This window comes from Photobacterium sp. GB-72, assembly GCF_003026095.1.
Taxonomy (GTDB): Bacteria; Pseudomonadota; Gammaproteobacteria; order Enterobacterales; family Vibrionaceae; genus Photobacterium.
In genome coordinates, this window is sequence record NZ_PYNV01000016.1 from 1 (window position 1) to 18230 (window position 18230).

An 18230-nucleotide genomic window follows, 5' to 3' on the forward strand; every position below is an offset into this window, starting at 1 on the left:
AGCTATCAATCTGTTACCGCTCGACTTGCATGTGTTAGGCCTGCCGCCAGCGTTCAATCTGAGCCATGATCAAACTCTTCAATTAAAGTTTTTGTGGTCGCTCGACCGGCTCAATGAATACTGTTAATTCATCATAAAATGATGAATGAATTGACTGTGCTGATACTTACGTATCAATTGGTCACTAGTATCATTGATAAATCTTTCGACTTAACTTTTCAACGAGTGCCCACACAGATTGCATGGTCAAATTGTTAAAGAACAATACTGATTTTGTCGCTTGCCAGTGGCTTGCTCCGTGTCAGTGAGGCCGCATTATAGAGATTCAGATCACATTGGCAAGCTTTTTTTTCAATAAAAAATACCACAAAAATGCGATAGCTCAACATCTAATCACGAACATAATAATCGTATATTTTACACACTGAACGTCTGACATTTCATATCTATTTAAAGCCCATAACCCGTTTTCCTAATGCTTGTCCTTTAAGCTCTATATATTTATATGTCGTCTTCGACACAAGGATAACGATCAAAAGAACAGAAACAACAAGTACATTATTATAAAACGTCGAACCTAAATCGATAAACCGTACACCCTCTATCATTGGAGCGATTGCTTTACCTAACACTTTTTGCCCTACTAATGCGACCGATGTAACCATAAAGAGAATAGCGGCATGTGTTAAATAGATAGAATAGGACCATTTACCTAAAACTTGAAATATACTTCTATTTAACAGTTTTGAAATCGCACCAGACTCAAAAGCAAAAAACAATACAACAAGATAGAACAATAGCGTTGCGTATATATATCTGTAGCTTATTTCATTTGAAACCAAATAAGCTACAGCACTTAAAAGCGCGACTTCAATAATAGAGCCTGCAATAAATGGAATCGATATGTGCTTTACTTTGGTAAATACAACATACGTGAATGCACCACCAAAAAAACATGATAATCCATTAAATACATATGGTTGAAGTAGTGTTGAATTGTTCCCCATTAAGCCTAAAATCATGACGGCTATCGTCAACCAGCTCCATACCTTGTAACGACCAAATAGATATAGCGTCAGGAAGAGTAAAACATAGAGATAAAACTCAATGCTTATACTCCACGATGGATAGTTGAACGATAAAGGATCGGTTAATGATGTCCATGATTGCACCATTAATAGGTTAGGGAGTATTTCAGACAGAGATCCATGGCCTGTAAAGGGCAATGTATTAAAACTAAAACCAACGGTTTTATACGCAATATATTTCACCACCTCTAACCCAATGAATACCATCAGCATGCAAACATACAATGGATATAGTCGAAAAAAACGCGATGCTATATAAGATTTAAAGTCTAGGTTGTCCCTAAAACCATAACTATGGGCGAGCACAAAGCCACTTAGGGCAAAGAAAAACTCTACAAATAATTCGCTGCCTCTAAAAAAAGGTAACTCAGTCACACTCCCAACTGCACGAAAGTGAAATAACACAACAGATAATGCACATAACCCGCGAAAGGCATCAAGGGCTTCAAAACGTCTTGCCATATAACAACTCAACTTCAATCAATTAATGTCTAACGACTAATTTGGACTCGATGAAGTGCCAGCTAATCATTGCAAATGAGAAAACAAGTACAGTTGCAATTGCTGTACCTTGATAAATATTCTTGAAAAAACCATACATGATTAATGTTTGTAAGATTGGAAAATGCCAAATGTAGATACCGTATGATATATCACCAATACGCTTGCTAACCGCTATTGGCTTTAACTTAAAGACAATAACGTACACTATAAAACTCACCGCGAACGCATAAATCACAAACCAGCTTTGTAAAAAGAATACTATCGGGATCAAGATCAGTAGATGCCAAAGCCTTAAAAACTTAGGCTCCGCAAAATTCCAATATGCCCCTAGCATGAAGAACACTAACATAGATGGTAATTGTCGATTAATGCTTGCTGGTAAACCATGATACTCAATGAAATACTGCACTGTATAAAAACAGCAAATCGATACTAAACCTAGTAGTATTGTCAGCTTTTTATTATCTAACTTTTTATTCAGTACACCATAGATAATAGGTACACAAATATAGAACATGACTTCAATTTTAATGGTCCATAATGCTGCATTAACAAAAGGTTGAAAATTATTTTCAAATAAACCGGGTAACGTCGGATGCAAGAAGTTAGCGAACACATAATTAGACGCTAAGTATTTACCGGCACCATTATTTATGTCGTCAATAAAACTACCGGAGTAATGAAAATATCCAAAAATAAACGCCGTTGTAATAACAATAAAATACAGTGGGTAAATACGTAAGAAACGTGACTTTACATAAGTCGATAAAGACTTTCTTTTTAAGTAGCTTTTTACTATCAAATAGCCACTAATAACGAAGAAGCAATGCACTGCTAAGCCGCCTGGTACATACATGAGGTATTCATTTTGAGTTTCTATCCCTATATGGAAATAGAAAACAAGTACAGCGAGGAAAATTCGTAATACATCAAAATTATTTTTAACCACGAGATCAAAACTCAAAAATGAACCAGAAATAATTATTACACAGTTTTTTTATAATCAAAGTATCCTTCTCATTTCAGATAAGACCTTCACATAAATTATTATAAATAAAAATGAGAGACTATATATTCATTTAGAACAATCATATCTATCTTTTTGTTATATATGAGTAAATGAGATGACATATTTGATTATAAACTAAATACTTGAATAGCTACGTTATTCGATTGATTCGACGCAATGCTGCAATCAAGTCAGATAACGTCTGTTTAGTGTAACAATAAATATGATATGAATGTCAAGGAGGTGTTGGTGAGCTTACTATCTAAAAACAACAAAGCCCCAATCTTTCGATTGAGGCTTTGTTTGAAATTTGGTGCCCGAGGACGGACTTGAACCGTCACTCCCGAAGGAAACGGATTTTGAATCCGTCGTGTATACCAATTTCACCACTCGGGCTTATTGCGGCTATTATACGTATCCAATGCAGCGAGGCAAGCCTTTATCGTTAAGATATTCAACCAATCTCTTTGACCGCTATTTTTTCATCCTATTTACCTCTTTGTTGGTGATAATAACACCAGATCCCTTACACATTCTGTAGCAATATCAAGCGTTCTCTGACTTATTGTTTACTGTTACACTCAGCACATATGGACACAGTCAGATAAATCGGATGTTTTATGTCAAAATCAGCAATAATAAAAAAAACCACTTCCCCACAATATCCAACCTTATTTCGGCGTTTAGCCGCTTGGTTTTATGATGCTATAATTGTCGCTGCGATTCTTATGCTAGCAGGCGGTATAGCAATGGCAGGAATAGCGCTTTTACTTCATTTTAATATTCTCGATTTAGCTCACTATGAAGATGTAAGTGCTTATTTAACACATCATCCACAAGCTAATTTACTTTACTCTAGTTACTTAGGCGCCGTAATTATTGGATTCTACACTTACTTTTGGACTCATGGTGGCCAAACGTTAGGTATGCGAGCATGGAAATTAAAAGTACAAAATAAAGATGGTCGCCCAATTACTATCACTCAAGCATTGATCCGCGCTGCAACGGCAGCCTTAGGGTTAGGGAATTTGCTCGCATACAACACTAAACGTCGAGCATTACAAGACGTAATGGCTGAATGTGAAATGATAGTGACAAAAGATATTCGCTAATAAAAAAGGAGCCTTTAGGCTCCTTTTTCCATTTTATAGTTTGCGTCTTAGCAAATATATCGTGATAAACAAGAACGCTAAACTTGGACCTAATGCCCCTAAAATAGGCGGTAATCGGTACACTAAAATCATCGGTCCAAACACTTGGTCTGAAATATAAAATGCAAAACCAAAAATGACACCTGAAAGGACACGAGCCCCCATAGTAACAGAGCGAAGAGGACCAAATACAAAAGATAATGCTAATAGCATCATAACAGCAATGGATATAGGCTGAAGCGCTTTACGCCAGAATGCTAACTCATAACGAGAAGCATCTTGCTTGGTCTCTTTGAGATAATTCACATAATGATATAAGCCAGACAACGATAATTCTTCAGGTTTCACCGTCACAACCGCTAATTTATCTGGTGTTAATGTTGTTTCCCAATGCTTACTTGCTATATGGCTATTGGTTAACTGACTACTACCTGTCATGTCTGTTATGGTTACATCATGCATTGTCCAACCCGTCGCTTTATCGTAAGACGCGCGTTTTGCAGATGTTACATCTTCCAACTGGCCTTTGTTGTCAAACTGCCAAATATTAACAACATCCACTTTATTGAGATCATGAACACGTCCCATATAAATGAAGCTATTATCATTTTTAGCCCATACGCCACTTTGTGCAGAAATCATACTACCGCCATAAACCCATATCGAACGATACTCACGTGCCATTTTCTGCGCTTGCGGTGCTCCCCACTGTCCCAGTAATACAACCACTATCATCATAGGGACTGCCGTTTTTAAGGTCGATAAACCAATATCAAGTTTAGAAAAGCCTGCCGCTTGCATTACCACCAGCTCAGAGCTTGATGCCAGCATTCCTAAACCAATCAATGCGCCTAATAATACCGCCATAGGAAAGAACATAATGATGTCTTGCGGCATTGATAATAAAACAAAATACAGCGCCTTGAGGAGATCGTAGCTTCCTTGTCCCACTTTTCTTAGTTGATCAACGTATTTAATAATCGCAGATAAGCCCACTAAGGTTGATAGTGTCAGTGAGAAAGTTGCAATGATCGTTCGACCTATATACCAGTCGAGAATTTTAAACATTAACTGCGTCTCCGTAATTTATCTTTAAGGCGTCGCACAGGCATAGAATCCCAGCTATTTAAAGCAAGAGCAACTAACAAGGTTGTAATATTAATTGGCCACATGCCAATAGCTGATGGGATAATACCATCCTCAATCGCTGATTTTGCGGATGAGATCGCTAAGAAATAAGCCAGATAAATCAACACAGCAGGTGCTAATTTTGCAAATCGTCCTTGACGTGGATTAACAGCCGATAGCGGAACAACAATCATTACTAACAATGGAATACAAAGTACTAAAGAGAAACGCCACTGTAATTCAGCTTTTGCAGCTAAGCTTTGATCTTTTATTAAGGTCATTGTGGGCTGGGCTTCCCAATCACGATTACCAGCTTTAACTTCACGTTGCCCTATTAGCGCTTGGTAGTCATGAAAATGAGTAATGGAGTAATTTAGCTGAGTAGGGATGCCTTCATATCGAGCACCGTTATTTAATTCTAACATTTGACGACCATCAGATAACTCTTTGACGGTACCATTGTCTGCAACAATCACACTAGGCTGTAAGGTTCCAGAGGCTTTTAATTGCGCGACAAAAACCTTATGAAGTTTTGAGCCTTTATCGGTGATATTGTCAATAAATATAACCCCACTTCCATTCGGTGCCGGCTGAAACGTCCCCTTTACCAACATATTTAACGTTGGCCCAGCCTTTGTCTCTTCTTTAAGCTGCTCTATATGCTCTTGCGACCAAGGTGCAACCCAAAATGAATTCACAGCGGCAATTGCCCCCGTAATAATGGCCAAAGCTAATGCTGATTGGAGTAATAATTTGTTCCCCATCCCCGTCGCATTCATCACCGTGATTTCACTTTCAGCATATAATCTACCGAACGTGAGTAAGATCCCGATGTATAAACTCAGAGGGAGCATTAATAGTGCCATCGAAGGGATAGATAATCCCATGAAGGTTAGAATGAGATCACTCGGGATCGAGCCATCGGTTGCATCGGCTAAAATGCTAATAAACTTTTGGCTAATAAAGACAAGGAAAAGTACAAAAAGTACCGCTAATTGGCTCTTTAATGTCTCTCTTGTCAAATACCTAACAATAATCACGCGTTATATTCCCATAGAAAACTTGTTTTTTTGATGGAATCACTATAGTTTTTCGTTAAATCAGTTATTTTGTTATCTTTCAGCTAAATGAAAGACTGCACTCTAAGCGTATACCGAAATCACGGCAGAGCAAACAGTGTGGTATTATCCAACATTTAGCGTTAATTGTCTTTAATTAGGATGTTAGGAGTACGCATGGAGTTCAGTGTAAAAAGCGGCAGCCCCGAAAAACAGCGTAGTGCTTGTATTGTTGTTGGCGTCTTTGAACCACGTCGCCTCTCTCCAATCGCGGAACAGCTAGATAAAATCAGTGATGGTTATATCAGCTCCTTACTGCGTCGTGGCGACCTCGAAGGTAAACCTGGGCAAATGCTTTTACTACACCACGTACCAAACGTGTTATCAGAACGTGTTTTACTGGTCGGTTGTGGTAAAGAACGGGAATTAGATGAGCGCCAATACAAGCAAATCATCAAAAAAACGATCAGTACTTTAAATGAAACTGGCTCTATGGAAGCTGTGTGCTTCTTAACAGAGCTTCATGTAAAAGGTCGTGATACATACTGGAAAGTACGTCAAGCTGTCGAAACAACTAAAGATAGCTTGTATACCTTCAACCAGTTTAAGAGTAATAAACCAGAGACTCGTCGTCCACTACGTAAACTAGTCTTTAATGTACCGACCCGTCGCGAGCTCTCTTTAGGTGAACGCGCTATCAGCCATGGTCTAGCGATAGCATCTGGTGTTCGCGCAAGTAAAGATTTGGGCAATATGCCACCAAACGTGGCAAACCCAGCTTATCTTGCTTCACAAGCACGCCGTCTAGCCGATGATTTTGAGACCGTAAGCACTAAAATCATTGGTGAGCAAGAAATGCAATCTTTAGGGATGACATCATACCTTGCAGTGGGTCGTGGCTCTAAAAATGAAGCGATGATGTCTGTTATTGAGTACAAAGGTAACCCCGATTTAGACGCTAAGCCTATCGTTCTTGTCGGTAAAGGGTTAACTTTTGATTCAGGTGGTATTTCGATTAAACCTGGTGCTCAAATGGACGAAATGAAGTACGACATGTGTGGTGCAGCCTCTGTGTTCGGTACCATGAAAGCATTAGCTAAGCTTAATTTACCCATCAATGTGGTTGGTGTGTTAGCGGGCTGTGAAAATATGCCTGGCGGCAATGCTTATCGTCCTGGTGATATTTTAACCACCATGTCAGGTCAAACAGTTGAAGTATTAAATACCGATGCTGAAGGTCGTTTAGTGCTTTGTGATGCATTAACTTACGTTGAGCGTTTTGAACCTGAATGTGTGATTGACGTTGCGACACTAACAGGTGCTTGTGTTGTTGCTTTAGGTAATCACATTAGTGGTTTAATGAGTAACCATAATCCACTGTCGCATGAAATTATAAATGCGTCAGAGCAATCCGGTGATCGCGCTTGGCGTCTACCGATGAGTGATGAATACCAAGAGCAAATTGCGAGCCCATTTGCTGATATGGCAAACTTAGGCACGCCTGGCGCTGGTACTATAACGGCTGGTTGTTTCTTATCTCGCTTTACTAAAAAGTACAACTGGGCGCACCTTGATATTGCAGGTACCGCTTGGAAAGGTGGTGCTGCAAAAGGCTCTACCGGTCGACCAGTCCCTCTACTTGTCCAGTTCTTATTAAACAGAGCAGGCCAAGAGATCGTCGAGTAAAAGACATCGAAAAGGGCCGCAAGGCCCTTTTCTTTAGGAACAAAAAACCATGACTCATGCTACGTTTTATATAATCGATGACAAGCAAGAGAGCGCTGATAGTCACTTTCAGTGCCATTTTGCCTGTCATTTAGCAGCAATGAGTTACCGGCAAGGTAACAGCGTTTACCTACTCGCAGCAAATAAACAGCAAGCAGAACAAATAGATGAATATCTATGGCAGCAAGATCCTGACAGTTTTGTGCCCCACAACCTTGTCGGAGAAGGGCCTAATGGCGGCTCTCCCGTTGAGATAGGGTGGTCAACATTACGTCATACTGGACGCCGTGCTACGCTAATTAATTTAGCGGAAAACGCACCAAATTTTGCGGTTAGCTTTGCACAAGTGGTAGACTTCGTTCCTTGCGATGAAAAGCTCAAGCAGTTAGCGCGCGAGCGTTACAAGGCATATCGTCTTGCTGGCATTCAAATTACGACTGCCACTGCTACTGAGACGCCCTAATTCCACATAGAATCCTTCTAAGAGCGCTATGGAAAAGACATACAACCCACAATCAATTGAACAAGCGCTATATCAGCGCTGGGAAGAGGCTGGTTACTTCAAGCCTCATGGTGATACATCTAAAGATGCTTACAGCATTATGATCCCACCACCAAACGTCACAGGTAGCCTACACATGGGCCACGCGTTCCAGGATACCATTATGGATACCCTGATCCGTTGTGAGCGTATGAAAGGCAAAAACACCTTATGGCAGGTTGGTACTGACCACGCAGGTATTGCTACCCAAATGGTTGTGGAACGTAAGATTGCTGCTGAAGAAGGCAAAACAAAGCACGATTACGGTCGTGATGCTTTCATCGATAAGATCTGGGAATGGAAAGGCGAATCTGGTGGCACAATCACTAAGCAGCTTCGTCGCCTTGGCGCATCAGTAGACTGGGATCGTGAGCGCTTCACGATGGATGATGGTCTATCAAATGCCGTTCAAGAAGTTTTCGTTCGTCTATACCAAGAAGATCTTCTTTACCGCGGTAAGCGTCTAGTTAACTGGGATCCTAAACTACACACTGCGATCTCAGATCTAGAAGTTGAAAACAAAGATAAAAAAGGCCACATGTGGCACTTCCGTTACCCATTAGCTGATGGCGTACAAACAGCGGAAGGAAAAGACTACATCGTTGTTGCAACTACACGTCCTGAAACTATGCTGGGCGATACTGGTGTTGCCGTTAACCCTGAAGATCCACGTTACAAAGATCTGATCGGTAAAGAAATCATCCTTCCAATCGTTGGTCGTCGCATCCCTATCGTAGGTGATGAGCACGCAGACATGGAAAAAGGCACCGGCTGTGTGAAAATCACACCTGCACATGATTTCAATGACTACGAAGTAGGTAAACGTCATAGCCTGCCTATGATCAACATCCTAACGTTCAATGCTGATATTCGTGATGCTGCTGAAGTATTCACAACCAATGGCGAGCCAAGTGATGCATACAGCACAGCGCTGCCAGAGAAATACCATGGCATGGAACGTTTTGCTGCACGTAAAGCGATTGTTGCTGAATTTGATGAACTAGGTCTACTAGAAGAAATCAAAGATCACGACCTAACGATCCCTTACGGTGACCGTGGTGGCGTGGTTATTGAACCAATGCTAACTGACCAATGGTACGTTCGTGCAGCTCCGCTAGCAAAACCTGCTGTTGAAGCGGTTGAAAACGGTGATATTCAATTCGTACCTAAGCAGTACGAAAACATGTACTTCGCTTGGATGCGTGACATTCAAGACTGGTGTATTTCACGTCAGCTATGGTGGGGTCACCGTATTCCTGCTTGGTACGACAACGACGGTAATGTTTACGTTGGTCGTAACGAAGCTGAAGTACGTGAAAAACATAACCTAGCACCGGTTGTCGTATTACGCCAAGACGATGATGTACTTGATACATGGTTCTCTTCAGCACTATGGACATTCGGTACGCAAGGCTGGCCAGAAAACACCGCTGATCTTCAAACCTTCCACCCCTCTGATGTGTTGGTAACAGGTTTTGATATCATCTTCTTCTGGGTTGCACGTATGATCATGATGACCATGCACTTCTGTAAAGATGAAGACGGCAAGCCACAAGTACCATTTAAAACAGTTTACGTAACGGGTCTTATCCGTGACGAAAACGGCGATAAAATGTCGAAATCTAAGGGTAACGTTATCGATCCTATCGACATGATCGACGGTATTGATCTTGAGTCTCTAGTGGAGAAGCGTTGTGGCAATATGATGCAGCCACAACTTGCAGCGAAGATCGAAAAAGCGACACGTAAAACATTTGAGAACGGCATCGAACCTTACGGTACTGATGCCCTACGTTTCACTCTTGCTGCTATGGCTTCAACGGGCCGTGACATCAACTGGGATATGAAACGTCTTGAAGGTTACCGTAACTTCTGTAATAAGCTATGGAACGCAAGTCGTTACGTACTAATGAACACAGAAGATCAAGATTGCGGTTTCGCAGCAGGTAGCGAGCTTGACTACTCACTAGCAGACAAGTGGATTGAATCACAATTCCAGCTAGCGGCAAAAGAGTTCAATGCTCACATTGATAACTTCCGTTTAGATATGGCTGCTGGTGTACTTTACGAGTTCATCTGGAACCAATTCTGTGACTGGTACCTAGAGCTAACTAAACCTGTTCTATGGAAAGGTACAGAAGCACAGCAACGTGCAACGCGTCATACTCTAATCACAGTGCTAGAGAAGACATTACGTCTTGCGCATCCTGTTCTTCCTTACATCACTGAATCAATCTGGCAGAGCGTTAAGCCACTTGTTGACGGTGTTGAAGGTGAAACCATCATGACTCAGGCATTGCCTCAGTTTGATGAAGCGCAATTTGACCAAGCAGCAATCACTGACATTGAGTTTGTTAAAGCATTTATCACGAGTATTCGTAACCTCCGTGCAGAATACGATATCGCGCCAAGTAAGCCATTATCAGTAATGCTAAAAGTGGCTGATGCCGCTGATACTGCACGTGTTGAAGCAAACCTGACGGTACTGAAATCTCTAGCAAAACTAGAAGAAGTAAAAGTATTGGCTGACGGTGAAGCAACACCAGCTTGTGCGACTGCACTTGTAGGCAAATCTGAATTGATGATCCCTATGGCGGGCTTGATTGATAAAGATGCAGAGCTTGCACGTTTAGACAAAGAAATCGCGAAAATGGAAGGCGAAATCAAACGTACTTCTGGCAAGCTAAGTAACGAAGGCTTCGTTGCTAAAGCGCCTGAAATCGTGATCACTAAAGAGCGTGAAAAGCTAGCCGGTTATGAAGAAACATTAGTGAAGCTTATTGAGCAAAAAGCAACGATTGCTGCGCTATAATCTCACCAATCATTCTTGATTAATAAAAACCGACAGTCACATACTGTCGGTTTTTTTATATCTCAAATCTGGCATCTCTTTTCAAACAATAGCTTTTACCTATTAGTAATATAAAAAATAACAAATTTAGTTCTTAATAATGTTCAATGATAATGACCTCATCGAATTGAGGATCACCTTATGAAAAAGACAATCAGTTTTGCCGCCATCCATTTTACTGTCGCTTTTAGCGTGGCTTACCTTCTTACCGGCGATATCATTATTGGTAGTTTAATTGCAATGATTGAGCCGATGGTTAATACCGTTGCTTTTTATTTCCATGAAAAAGTGTGGCAAAGCAAAACACTCAAACAATCACACTTTAATACGCCAAGTCGAAAAACAGTAAGCTTTGCTATTGTGCACTTCAGTGTCGCATTTAGTGTTGTGTACCTTCTTACTGGTGACATACTGATTGGTAGCTTAATGGCAATGATCGAACCTGCAATTAATACCATGGCTTACTATTTCCATGAGCGTGTATGGCAACGAAAAGATCACAACCAAGCAGAAACACATCAACACACTTGGTTAGATACAATGGCTTGTCAGCACTGATAAACACCAAGATAGATTAAACATATTGACATTGTTGCAGGCTGCAACTATTTTAATTGCGTAATGCAATTAAATTCAAGGACGGATCATGCTGCCCCAACAACTTCGCCAACTTTCTCGTCAATTAGTCCGTCAACTCGGCATGCTAAATAGTCAGTGCGGCCAACTCGCCCTTACCCCTGTACAAGCCCATACTTTGATTGAGCTCGAGCAAGGACCTTGTACGGTTAATCAAATGGCAGAGCGTTTACGGGTCGATAAATCCAATGCCAGCCGTAATTTAGCCATGTTACTCAATCAAGGATTGATCCAATCAATTGCTAACCCTAGCGATAAACGTAGCCAACTCTCCCAGTTAACACCCAAGGGTATTCAAACACTCACCGCTCTTCACCATCAGCTTGATCAAGATACCCAAACGATTTTAGATCAGCTGGATCAAGATGAAATAGAGCAGTTAGAAACAAGTTTACGCCGTTATCATAAAGCTTTGACAATCACAGAGCATCAACAGGGGTACGTGCTAAGAGAAATCACGCCTTTGGATAATGCCGCCGTTGCTGCACTCATTCGTCGTGTTTCAGCAGAATATGGATTAACCCCAGATAGAGGCTTTAGCGTTGCGGATCCTCATCTTGATGATCTCTGCCAGCATTACCAATTACCGAAAAGCCGTTATTGGGTAATAGAAAAAAACAATCGTATTTTAGGCTGTGGCGGTATCGCGCCATTAACAGGAGATGCGCAGTGGAGTGAACTGCAAAAAGTCTTCTTCTTGCCAGAGCTCAGAGGTAAGGGACTCGCACGGGTATTAACCGTTAAAGCATTAAAGTTTGCCCGAGAAAATGGCTTTAAAGGATGCTATTTAGAAACCACAGAGGTATTAAAAGAAGCGGTGAAACTCTATCAATCTTTAGGTTTTGTCGATATTCCAACTGCGCTTGGTAATACAGGGCACAACGCTTGTGAAATTCACATGCTTAAAACCTTCTAACATATTAATTGATAATAAAAAGCCTGCTCAGAGACTCTCTCAGCAGGCTTTTTTAAACGATATACTGTATTAATAGCTTTGCTTTAAATGGTAAACACGTAAGCCTTGCACAACTTCATCGTAACTGGCTGAGCCAATGTATTTCACTTGGCGTTGGTGCTCAGGGACGAGCGTGAAGCTTGAATCTTCAAAGCGACCTTCCCCTTCAAATTCCAAATGAACATAGAAAGCAGGTTTGCTGCTACTCAGCATCACTGATATTTCACCATTCATTTCAGCAACTTCAAAACGTAAATCAGGATCTTCTAATTCACATTCTTTAGGTTTAGCTGGGAACCATGTGTTTTCAATTAGTTTATCGCCGTTACGTAAATGCACATGGAAGAAGCCTTCAGTCTCGTGACCATCAAGATCCTCGTTTAACCATTCCCACACCACTTTCGTGCAATCAGGATCAAGGAACTCTGAAATAGGTTCACGATATAAAATCTCACCTTCCCAACTCTGCCATACCACTTCACCTTTTAACTCAGCACTATTGCGACCATCATTAATTAAGTGAAGTTTTACCCCTTGCTCATCACGAATAAAGGTCGCCATCTGTGGCGCAAAGAAACGTCGAGTATGATAGTGCAACTGTTTCCAACGACCACTATATTCTAGCGAAGACCATGAGCTTACTGGCCAGCAATCATTCAATTGCCAGAATAAAATGCCACGGTTTGTCGGCTTATGTGCACGCCAATATTCTGCTGCCGTTTTAATCGCCATCGCTTGTTGTACTTGCGATAGGTACAACATATTGACGAAACCATTAGGGAAACGGAAATAACGGGTAAACATTTCAGTGATAATCGAGTTACCACGGCTATTTTTCTGATGACATTCAAAACTTGGTGACGTGATATTCCAATCTTGCTCAGGAGCAAACGTCTTCACTGTCGGCAGTGACGGCCATGATTGGAAACCAAACTCTGAGCAAAAACGTGGCGTAACGGTTTGGTAGGCTTCAAAATCTTTACCTGAATGCCATACATCCCAAAAATGCATGTCGCCACGTTTATCATCGTGCCACGCATCGCCAAAATCTAACTCACCATTACACGGCGAACTCGCCCAAAAACGACGAGAAGGATCTTCTTTTTCAACTACTTCTGCTAATGCTCGGTTTAAACGATCATAGTTAACAAGATATTTTTCTCGGTTTTGACGTGATTCAGGATACCAACTAATCGCACCTATCACTTCATTGTCACCACACCATAAGGCTAGGCTTGCATGATCTTTTAGACGGCGGACTTGGTATTCAACTTCCTGTTTTACTTCTGCTACAAAATCAGGTGTTGAAGGGTACAGCGCACAAGCAAACATCAAATCTTGCCATACCATGATCCCTAATTCATCACATAACTCATAGAAGATATCTTTTTCATACATGCCTCCGCCCCAAACACGTAGCATGTTCATATTGGCAGCTAACGCATCTTCAAGCAAAGAACGATAGCGTTGATCCGTCATGCGTGAAGGCATCGCATCCATCGGAATCCAATTGGCACCTAATGCCGAGATCTCAACATCATTAACTTTAAAGACCATACTTTGGCCAAGTTCATCATCTTCAGTGATCAACTCAAGCTTGCGCAGACCAATCTTCTTATTGATATAACTGCCGTCAGCTTCAATTTTAAGATCATATAAACGTGGTTTACCATACCCAGCGGGCCACCAACGACGAGGCTCTGCAATACGGAACAAGACAGATGTTTTCGTTGCGTCACGATCAAGCGTCAAGTGGAAGGTTTGATCGTTAAACGTGACAGCTGCGTTTGCTAATCCTTTCTCTGATACCACTTCATAATTGAGCGTGACAGATAATTCACACTCTTGATCTAGCCACTTTTGTTTCGTACTCACATGACTGATTCGAATATGCTCAATTGGCTGTAATTCAATATCGCCATATACCCCTAATACAGATAAACAAATACCCCAGTCCCAACCCGCATGACATTGGGTTTTACGCAAGGTATTCATATGAGGGATCTGGTTATTACCTTCTGCCCATGGCACTGGAAATGGCAATTTATCAGCACGCTTTTTAGCTGCAAGATCAGCACGGTGTAATACGATTTCAATTCTGTTGCAGCCTACTTGCAGACAACTTAATACATCTACTTTGTGACGCATAAACATATTATTGAAATCAGCCACAGTGTGGCCGTTTAAACGAATTTCAGCCACGGTATCAAGATGATCCATCACTAAATCCATCGCATTACAGGCTAACTGCGCTTCGGTTAAGTCGAACTGTCGACTTACGATCCAATCACACTCCCCAACCCATTGGACTTTCTTTTCATTGGTAGCCCAGTAAGGATCAGGGATCTCACCTGCAGCAAAAAGCGCAGAATGAACATCACCTGGTAAATCAATATGCAGATCTTGTAAAGCCGCTCGCTGAACACAGGTTAATTGCCATTGACCATTAAGCGAAATTGTCATCATAACTCCAGCACTGAGTACACTCAGTAAGCTTGATAATAAAAAAGGTATATCTACGCAGTTTTTCAATAACGCACTGTGATCATTATTAAACTTTGATCATTAAGCAGAATAAAAAGTGCGAGTCCCCACAGCTAAAAGGCGAAAAAGCCAGCAAATATGCCGGCTTTTTTATTATTCGTCTATTTTAACGATTATTCTTCGTCGTCGTACTCTTCATCGTCGTCTTCACCAGACTCGAAGTAAGTGCCCCAACCGTCGTAATCGATATTGTGTTTTTCAGCAAGTTTGATCAACTTCTCAGCTTGTTCGTCAATCAACTCAGCGTTCAGTGCTGATTCCATTACAGCATCGAAACAAACAACTTTACCGCCGCCATCTTCTGGCGCTAGTTCAAGTTCTTCTGCTTCTAAAACTTCAAAACCAAGTTTAAAGGCTTCTACAGCAGCACCTTCTAACTCTTCAAACGTATCCGCTGAAAAGTGGTGCTCAATCGTATAAAGAGCATCTGGCTCACTGCCATCTTCAAGTAACGCGGCAATAATTTCGCGTGTTTCTTCTTTTTGCTCTTCGATCAGTTCTGCATAAGACATGGGTTCACTCCGACTGTGGAATCAATTTGCTGGCAAATATCGCATGGTTTGCCATCAATTACCACCTGTTAGTGAGAAGCACCGATAATTAGTATTGCCTTGAGTTTTAGCGTTCATATTCAACATTCTTATTACTGTCGGAAAAACCAAGGAAACCAAATAATCTTGCATAATAAGCGCACAGCTATTCACAATGAAGTAATAATAAGATAAACATAAAGCAACAATAACGAATATCTAGTAACCTAGTCACAACAAAGGGGTATTCGGTTAGAAACATTATAAAATGCAAGAGGGAACTATCATGGCTTTTAATCTTCGTAACCGTAACTTCCTTAAATTATTAGATTTTACTCCACGAGAAATTCAACATCTTCTCGATTTATCTGCTGAATTAAAAAAAGCCAAATACAATGGTTACGAGCAGCCACGCTTAAGCGGAAAAAATATTGCGCTTATCTTTGAAAAAGCATCGACCCGTACTCGTTGTGCATTTGAAGTGGCGGCTTTTGATCAAGGTGCAAAAGTGACATATCTTGGCCCATCAGGCTCACAAATCGGCCACAAAGAATCAATGAAAGACACCGCGCGCGTATTGGGTCGTATGTATGATGGCATTGAATACCGCGGCTTTGGTCAAGCCATTGTTGAAGAGTTGGGGCAATACGCTGGCGTACCTGTTTGGAATGGGTTAACCGATGAATTCCATCCGACTCAAATCTTAGCTGATTTTCTAACGATGCAAGAACATGGTCGTGGCAAGCAACTCAATGAAATCACCTTTGCTTATTTAGGTGATGCACGTAATAACATGGGAAATTCATTGCTCGTTGGGGCGGCGAAAATGGGGATGGATATTCGTCTCGTTGCGCCCAAAGCGTTCTGGCCTGAAGACGAGTTAGTGGCACAGTGTCGTGAAATTGCATTAGAAACAGGCGCGAAAATCACTCTCACAGAAAATGTGCAAGAAGGCGTTCAAGGATGTGACTTTTTGTATACCGATGTATGGGTTTCAATGGGCGAAGCAAAACAAGCATGGGCTGAGCGTATTCAGTTAATGCTCCCTTATCAAGTCAATATGGACTTACTAAAAGCAACAGGGAATCCACATGTGAAATTTATGCATTGCTTACCCGCTTTTCATGGTGAAGACACCACAATTGGTAAGGAGCTTGCGCAAGAATATCCTGAACTGGCCCAAGGCGTTGAAGTCACCGATGAGGTCATTGAATCCAAACATTCAATTGTTTTTGATGAAGCAGAGAATCGTATGCACACTATTAAAGCGGTCATGGTGGCAACACTAGGGCATTAATAAATGCCTGTTGATAGTTTTCGCAAACGCTTGCGTCACTTAAAAATGACGGTATAATTCTTGCCAATTTGTCGAACACGAGCTAAGAGATGAACCTGACAATAACTCCACTACAGAATTATCGTCACCGCTTTTTAACGCAGGTTCGTGTTTCTATTTTTATAAAAAAAGCCTCCTTTTATTAAGGAGGCTTTTTTTTGTCTGTAAATCGGCAAGGATCACGGTGAATGCCGTATTGAGCGTTATTTATTTTATTTTGAGGGAAAGAAACCATGGCTAATTCGCTGTTTAAAAAGCATATTATTTCCATCCCAGAGCTTAGTCGCGCAGAGCTTGAATTAATTATCCAAACCGCAGGACAATTGAAAGCTGATCCTAATCCTGAACTGCTAAAAAACAAAGTGATTGCAAGTTGCTTCTTTGAACCATCAACCCGTACCCGACTCTCATTTGAAACGGCTATTCAACGTTTAGGCGGGACTGTGGTGGGGTTTGATAGCGCTGGCAATACGTCTCTAGCAAATAAAGGCGAAACCCTGTCTGATTCCGTTCAAGTGATTACTTCATACGTTGACGCTTTCGTTATGCGTCACCCTCAAGAAGGCGCTGCTCGTCTGGCATCTGAATTTTCTAACGGTATTCCTGTGATCAATGGTGGGGATGGGGCAAACCAACACCCAACGCAGACCCTGTTAGATCTGTTCACCATTTACGAAACCCAAGGCACGTTAGATAACATTAATATCGCCTTTGTTGGTGACTTGAAATACGGTCGTACGGTGCACTCGTTAACCCAAGCATTATCTAAATTTGATAACGTGAAGTTCTTCTTTATCGCCCCGGAAGTACTCGCAATGCCTGACTATATTTGTGAAGAATTAGATGATGCAGGTATCGCTTACAGCTTGCACAGCGATATGGAAGATGTGATCCCTGAGCTTAATATCCTTTACATGACGCGAGTACAAAAAGAGCGTTTTGATGAATCAGAATACGCCCACATGAAAGCGGCTTATATCTTAACGGCGAAGATGCTAGAAGGGGCAAGAGACAACTTAAAAGTGCTGCATCCACTGCCACGTGTCGATGAAATTACGGTAGATGTTGATAAAACTAAACATGCTTACTTCTTCCAGCAAGCAGAAAATGGTGTTTACGCACGTCAGGCGCTATTAGCCCTAGTTCTTAACGAAACCTTATAAGCAGGAGCGAT

At 41.3% G+C, this 18230-nt stretch carries 14 protein-coding genes, 1 tRNA gene and 1 rRNA gene; 8 read left to right on the forward strand and 8 right to left on the reverse strand.

Annotation, left to right across the window (positions count from 1 at the left end; translation table 11 throughout):
• From C9J40_RS16385 to C9J40_RS16400, 4 genes are all read right to left on the reverse strand, one after another.
• Positions 1 to 85, reverse strand: a 16S ribosomal RNA gene (locus C9J40_RS16385); the annotation flags it as partial.
• Between the two features lie 361 nt (positions 86 to 446).
• Positions 447 to 1550, reverse strand: coding sequence for an acyltransferase (locus tag C9J40_RS16390; RefSeq protein ID WP_107247464.1), 1104 nt, complete (start codon positions 1548 to 1550; stop codon positions 447 to 449).
• Positions 1551 to 1572: 22 nt separating this feature from the next.
• Complete coding sequence (locus C9J40_RS16395) at positions 1573 to 2556, reverse strand: acyltransferase (protein WP_233217747.1); 984 nt, start codon at positions 2554 to 2556, stop codon at positions 1573 to 1575.
• 356 nt (positions 2557 to 2912) lie between these two features.
• Positions 2913 to 2997 (reverse strand) — tRNA-Leu (locus C9J40_RS16400).
• Positions 2998 to 3221: 224 nt separating this feature from the next.
• Between C9J40_RS16400 and C9J40_RS16405 the strand changes: the two genes are divergently transcribed.
• Entirely contained in the window at positions 3222 to 3713 is a 492-nt protein-coding gene (locus C9J40_RS16405; protein WP_107207685.1) for an RDD family protein, read from the forward strand.
• 33 nt (positions 3714 to 3746) lie between these two features.
• Here C9J40_RS16405 and lptG read toward each other — a convergent pair whose 3' ends face one another.
• Together lptG and lptF are read right to left on the reverse strand one after the other, a co-directional pair.
• Positions 3747 to 4820 carry an LPS export ABC transporter permease LptG gene (lptG, locus tag C9J40_RS16410; RefSeq protein ID WP_107207684.1) on the reverse strand — a complete coding sequence of 358 codons (1074 nt, stop codon included), beginning with the start codon at positions 4818 to 4820 and terminating at the stop codon, positions 3747 to 3749.
• Entirely contained in the window at positions 4820 to 5920 is a 1101-nt protein-coding gene (gene lptF / locus C9J40_RS16415; protein WP_107207683.1) for an LPS export ABC transporter permease LptF, read from the reverse strand. The genes lptG and lptF overlap by 1 nt, the downstream gene beginning before the upstream one ends.
• Before the next feature lie 195 nt (positions 5921 to 6115).
• On the opposite strand from lptF, the gene pepA reads away from it, so the two are divergent.
• The 5 genes from pepA to C9J40_RS16440 all read left to right on the forward strand — a co-directional run bounded on the left by pepA (position 6116) and on the right by C9J40_RS16440 (position 12607).
• The gene (gene pepA / locus C9J40_RS16420; protein WP_107247465.1) at positions 6116 to 7624 is read left to right on the forward strand and encodes a leucyl aminopeptidase; all 1509 of its coding nucleotides are present in this window, start codon (positions 6116 to 6118) and stop codon (positions 7622 to 7624) included.
• A gap of 49 nt (positions 7625 to 7673) precedes the next feature.
• Complete coding sequence (locus C9J40_RS16425; protein WP_107207681.1) at positions 7674 to 8126, forward strand: DNA polymerase III subunit chi; 453 nt, start codon at positions 7674 to 7676, stop codon at positions 8124 to 8126.
• Positions 8127 to 8154: 28 nt separating this feature from the next.
• Positions 8155 to 11016 carry a valine--tRNA ligase gene (locus C9J40_RS16430; RefSeq protein WP_107247466.1) on the forward strand — a complete coding sequence of 954 codons (2862 nt, stop codon included), beginning with the start codon at positions 8155 to 8157 and terminating at the stop codon, positions 11014 to 11016.
• A 180-nt stretch (positions 11017 to 11196) separates the two neighbouring features.
• Positions 11197 to 11613 carry a DUF2061 domain-containing protein gene (locus C9J40_RS16435; protein ID WP_107247467.1) on the forward strand — a complete coding sequence of 139 codons (417 nt, stop codon included), beginning with the start codon at positions 11197 to 11199 and terminating at the stop codon, positions 11611 to 11613.
• Positions 11614 to 11701: 88 nt separating this feature from the next.
• Positions 11702 to 12607 (forward strand): helix-turn-helix domain-containing GNAT family N-acetyltransferase, encoded by a 906-nt coding sequence (locus C9J40_RS16440; RefSeq protein WP_107247468.1) that lies wholly within the window; start codon positions 11702 to 11704, stop codon positions 12605 to 12607.
• A 69-nt stretch (positions 12608 to 12676) separates the two neighbouring features.
• Here C9J40_RS16440 and C9J40_RS16445 read toward each other — a convergent pair whose 3' ends face one another.
• A complete protein-coding gene (locus tag C9J40_RS16445; protein WP_107247469.1) occupies positions 12677 to 15109 on the reverse strand; it encodes a glycoside hydrolase family 2 protein in 2433 nt (810 codons plus the stop codon).
• Positions 15110 to 15303: 194 nt separating this feature from the next.
• Positions 15304 to 15702: a ribonuclease E inhibitor RraB gene (gene rraB, locus C9J40_RS16450; RefSeq protein WP_107247470.1), complete on the reverse strand. Its 399-nt coding sequence runs from the start codon at positions 15700 to 15702 to the stop codon at positions 15304 to 15306.
• A gap of 304 nt (positions 15703 to 16006) precedes the next feature.
• Here rraB and C9J40_RS16455 point away from each other — a divergent pair, with 304 nt between their 5' ends.
• On the forward strand, positions 16007 to 17017 hold the full coding sequence (locus C9J40_RS16455) for an ornithine carbamoyltransferase (RefSeq protein ID WP_107247471.1): 1011 nt from the start codon (positions 16007 to 16009) through the stop codon (positions 17015 to 17017).
• A gap of 272 nt (positions 17018 to 17289) precedes the next feature.
• Positions 17290 to 18219 carry an aspartate carbamoyltransferase gene (pyrB, locus tag C9J40_RS16460; RefSeq protein ID WP_107247472.1) on the forward strand — a complete coding sequence of 310 codons (930 nt, stop codon included), beginning with the start codon at positions 17290 to 17292 and terminating at the stop codon, positions 18217 to 18219.
• Positions 18220 to 18230: the final 11 nt, after the last annotated feature.

Coding starts and splice junctions, on each gene's coding strand:
- C9J40_RS16390 (WP_107247464.1), bottom strand. CDS start 1,550: ATGGCAAGACGTTTTGAAGCCCTTGATGCCTTTCGCGGGTTATGTGCA.
- C9J40_RS16405 (WP_107207685.1), top strand. CDS start 3,222: ATGTCAAAATCAGCAATAATAAAAAAAACCACTTCCCCACAATATCCA.
- lptG (WP_107207684.1), bottom strand. CDS start 4,820: ATGTTTAAAATTCTCGACTGGTATATAGGTCGAACGATCATTGCAACT.
- pepA (WP_107247465.1), top strand. CDS start 6,116: ATGGAGTTCAGTGTAAAAAGCGGCAGCCCCGAAAAACAGCGTAGTGCT.
- C9J40_RS16425 (WP_107207681.1), top strand. CDS start 7,674: ATGACTCATGCTACGTTTTATATAATCGATGACAAGCAAGAGAGCGCT.
- C9J40_RS16430 (WP_107247466.1), top strand. CDS start 8,155: ATGGAAAAGACATACAACCCACAATCAATTGAACAAGCGCTATATCAG.
- C9J40_RS16435 (WP_107247467.1), top strand. CDS start 11,197: ATGAAAAAGACAATCAGTTTTGCCGCCATCCATTTTACTGTCGCTTTT.
- C9J40_RS16440 (WP_107247468.1), top strand. CDS start 11,702: ATGCTGCCCCAACAACTTCGCCAACTTTCTCGTCAATTAGTCCGTCAA.
- C9J40_RS16445 (WP_107247469.1), bottom strand. CDS start 15,109: ATGACAATTTCGCTTAATGGTCAATGGCAATTAACCTGTGTTCAGCGA.
- rraB (WP_107247470.1), bottom strand. CDS start 15,702: ATGTCTTATGCAGAACTGATCGAAGAGCAAAAAGAAGAAACACGCGAA.
- C9J40_RS16455 (WP_107247471.1), top strand. CDS start 16,007: ATGGCTTTTAATCTTCGTAACCGTAACTTCCTTAAATTATTAGATTTT.
- pyrB (WP_107247472.1), top strand. CDS start 17,290: ATGGCTAATTCGCTGTTTAAAAAGCATATTATTTCCATCCCAGAGCTT.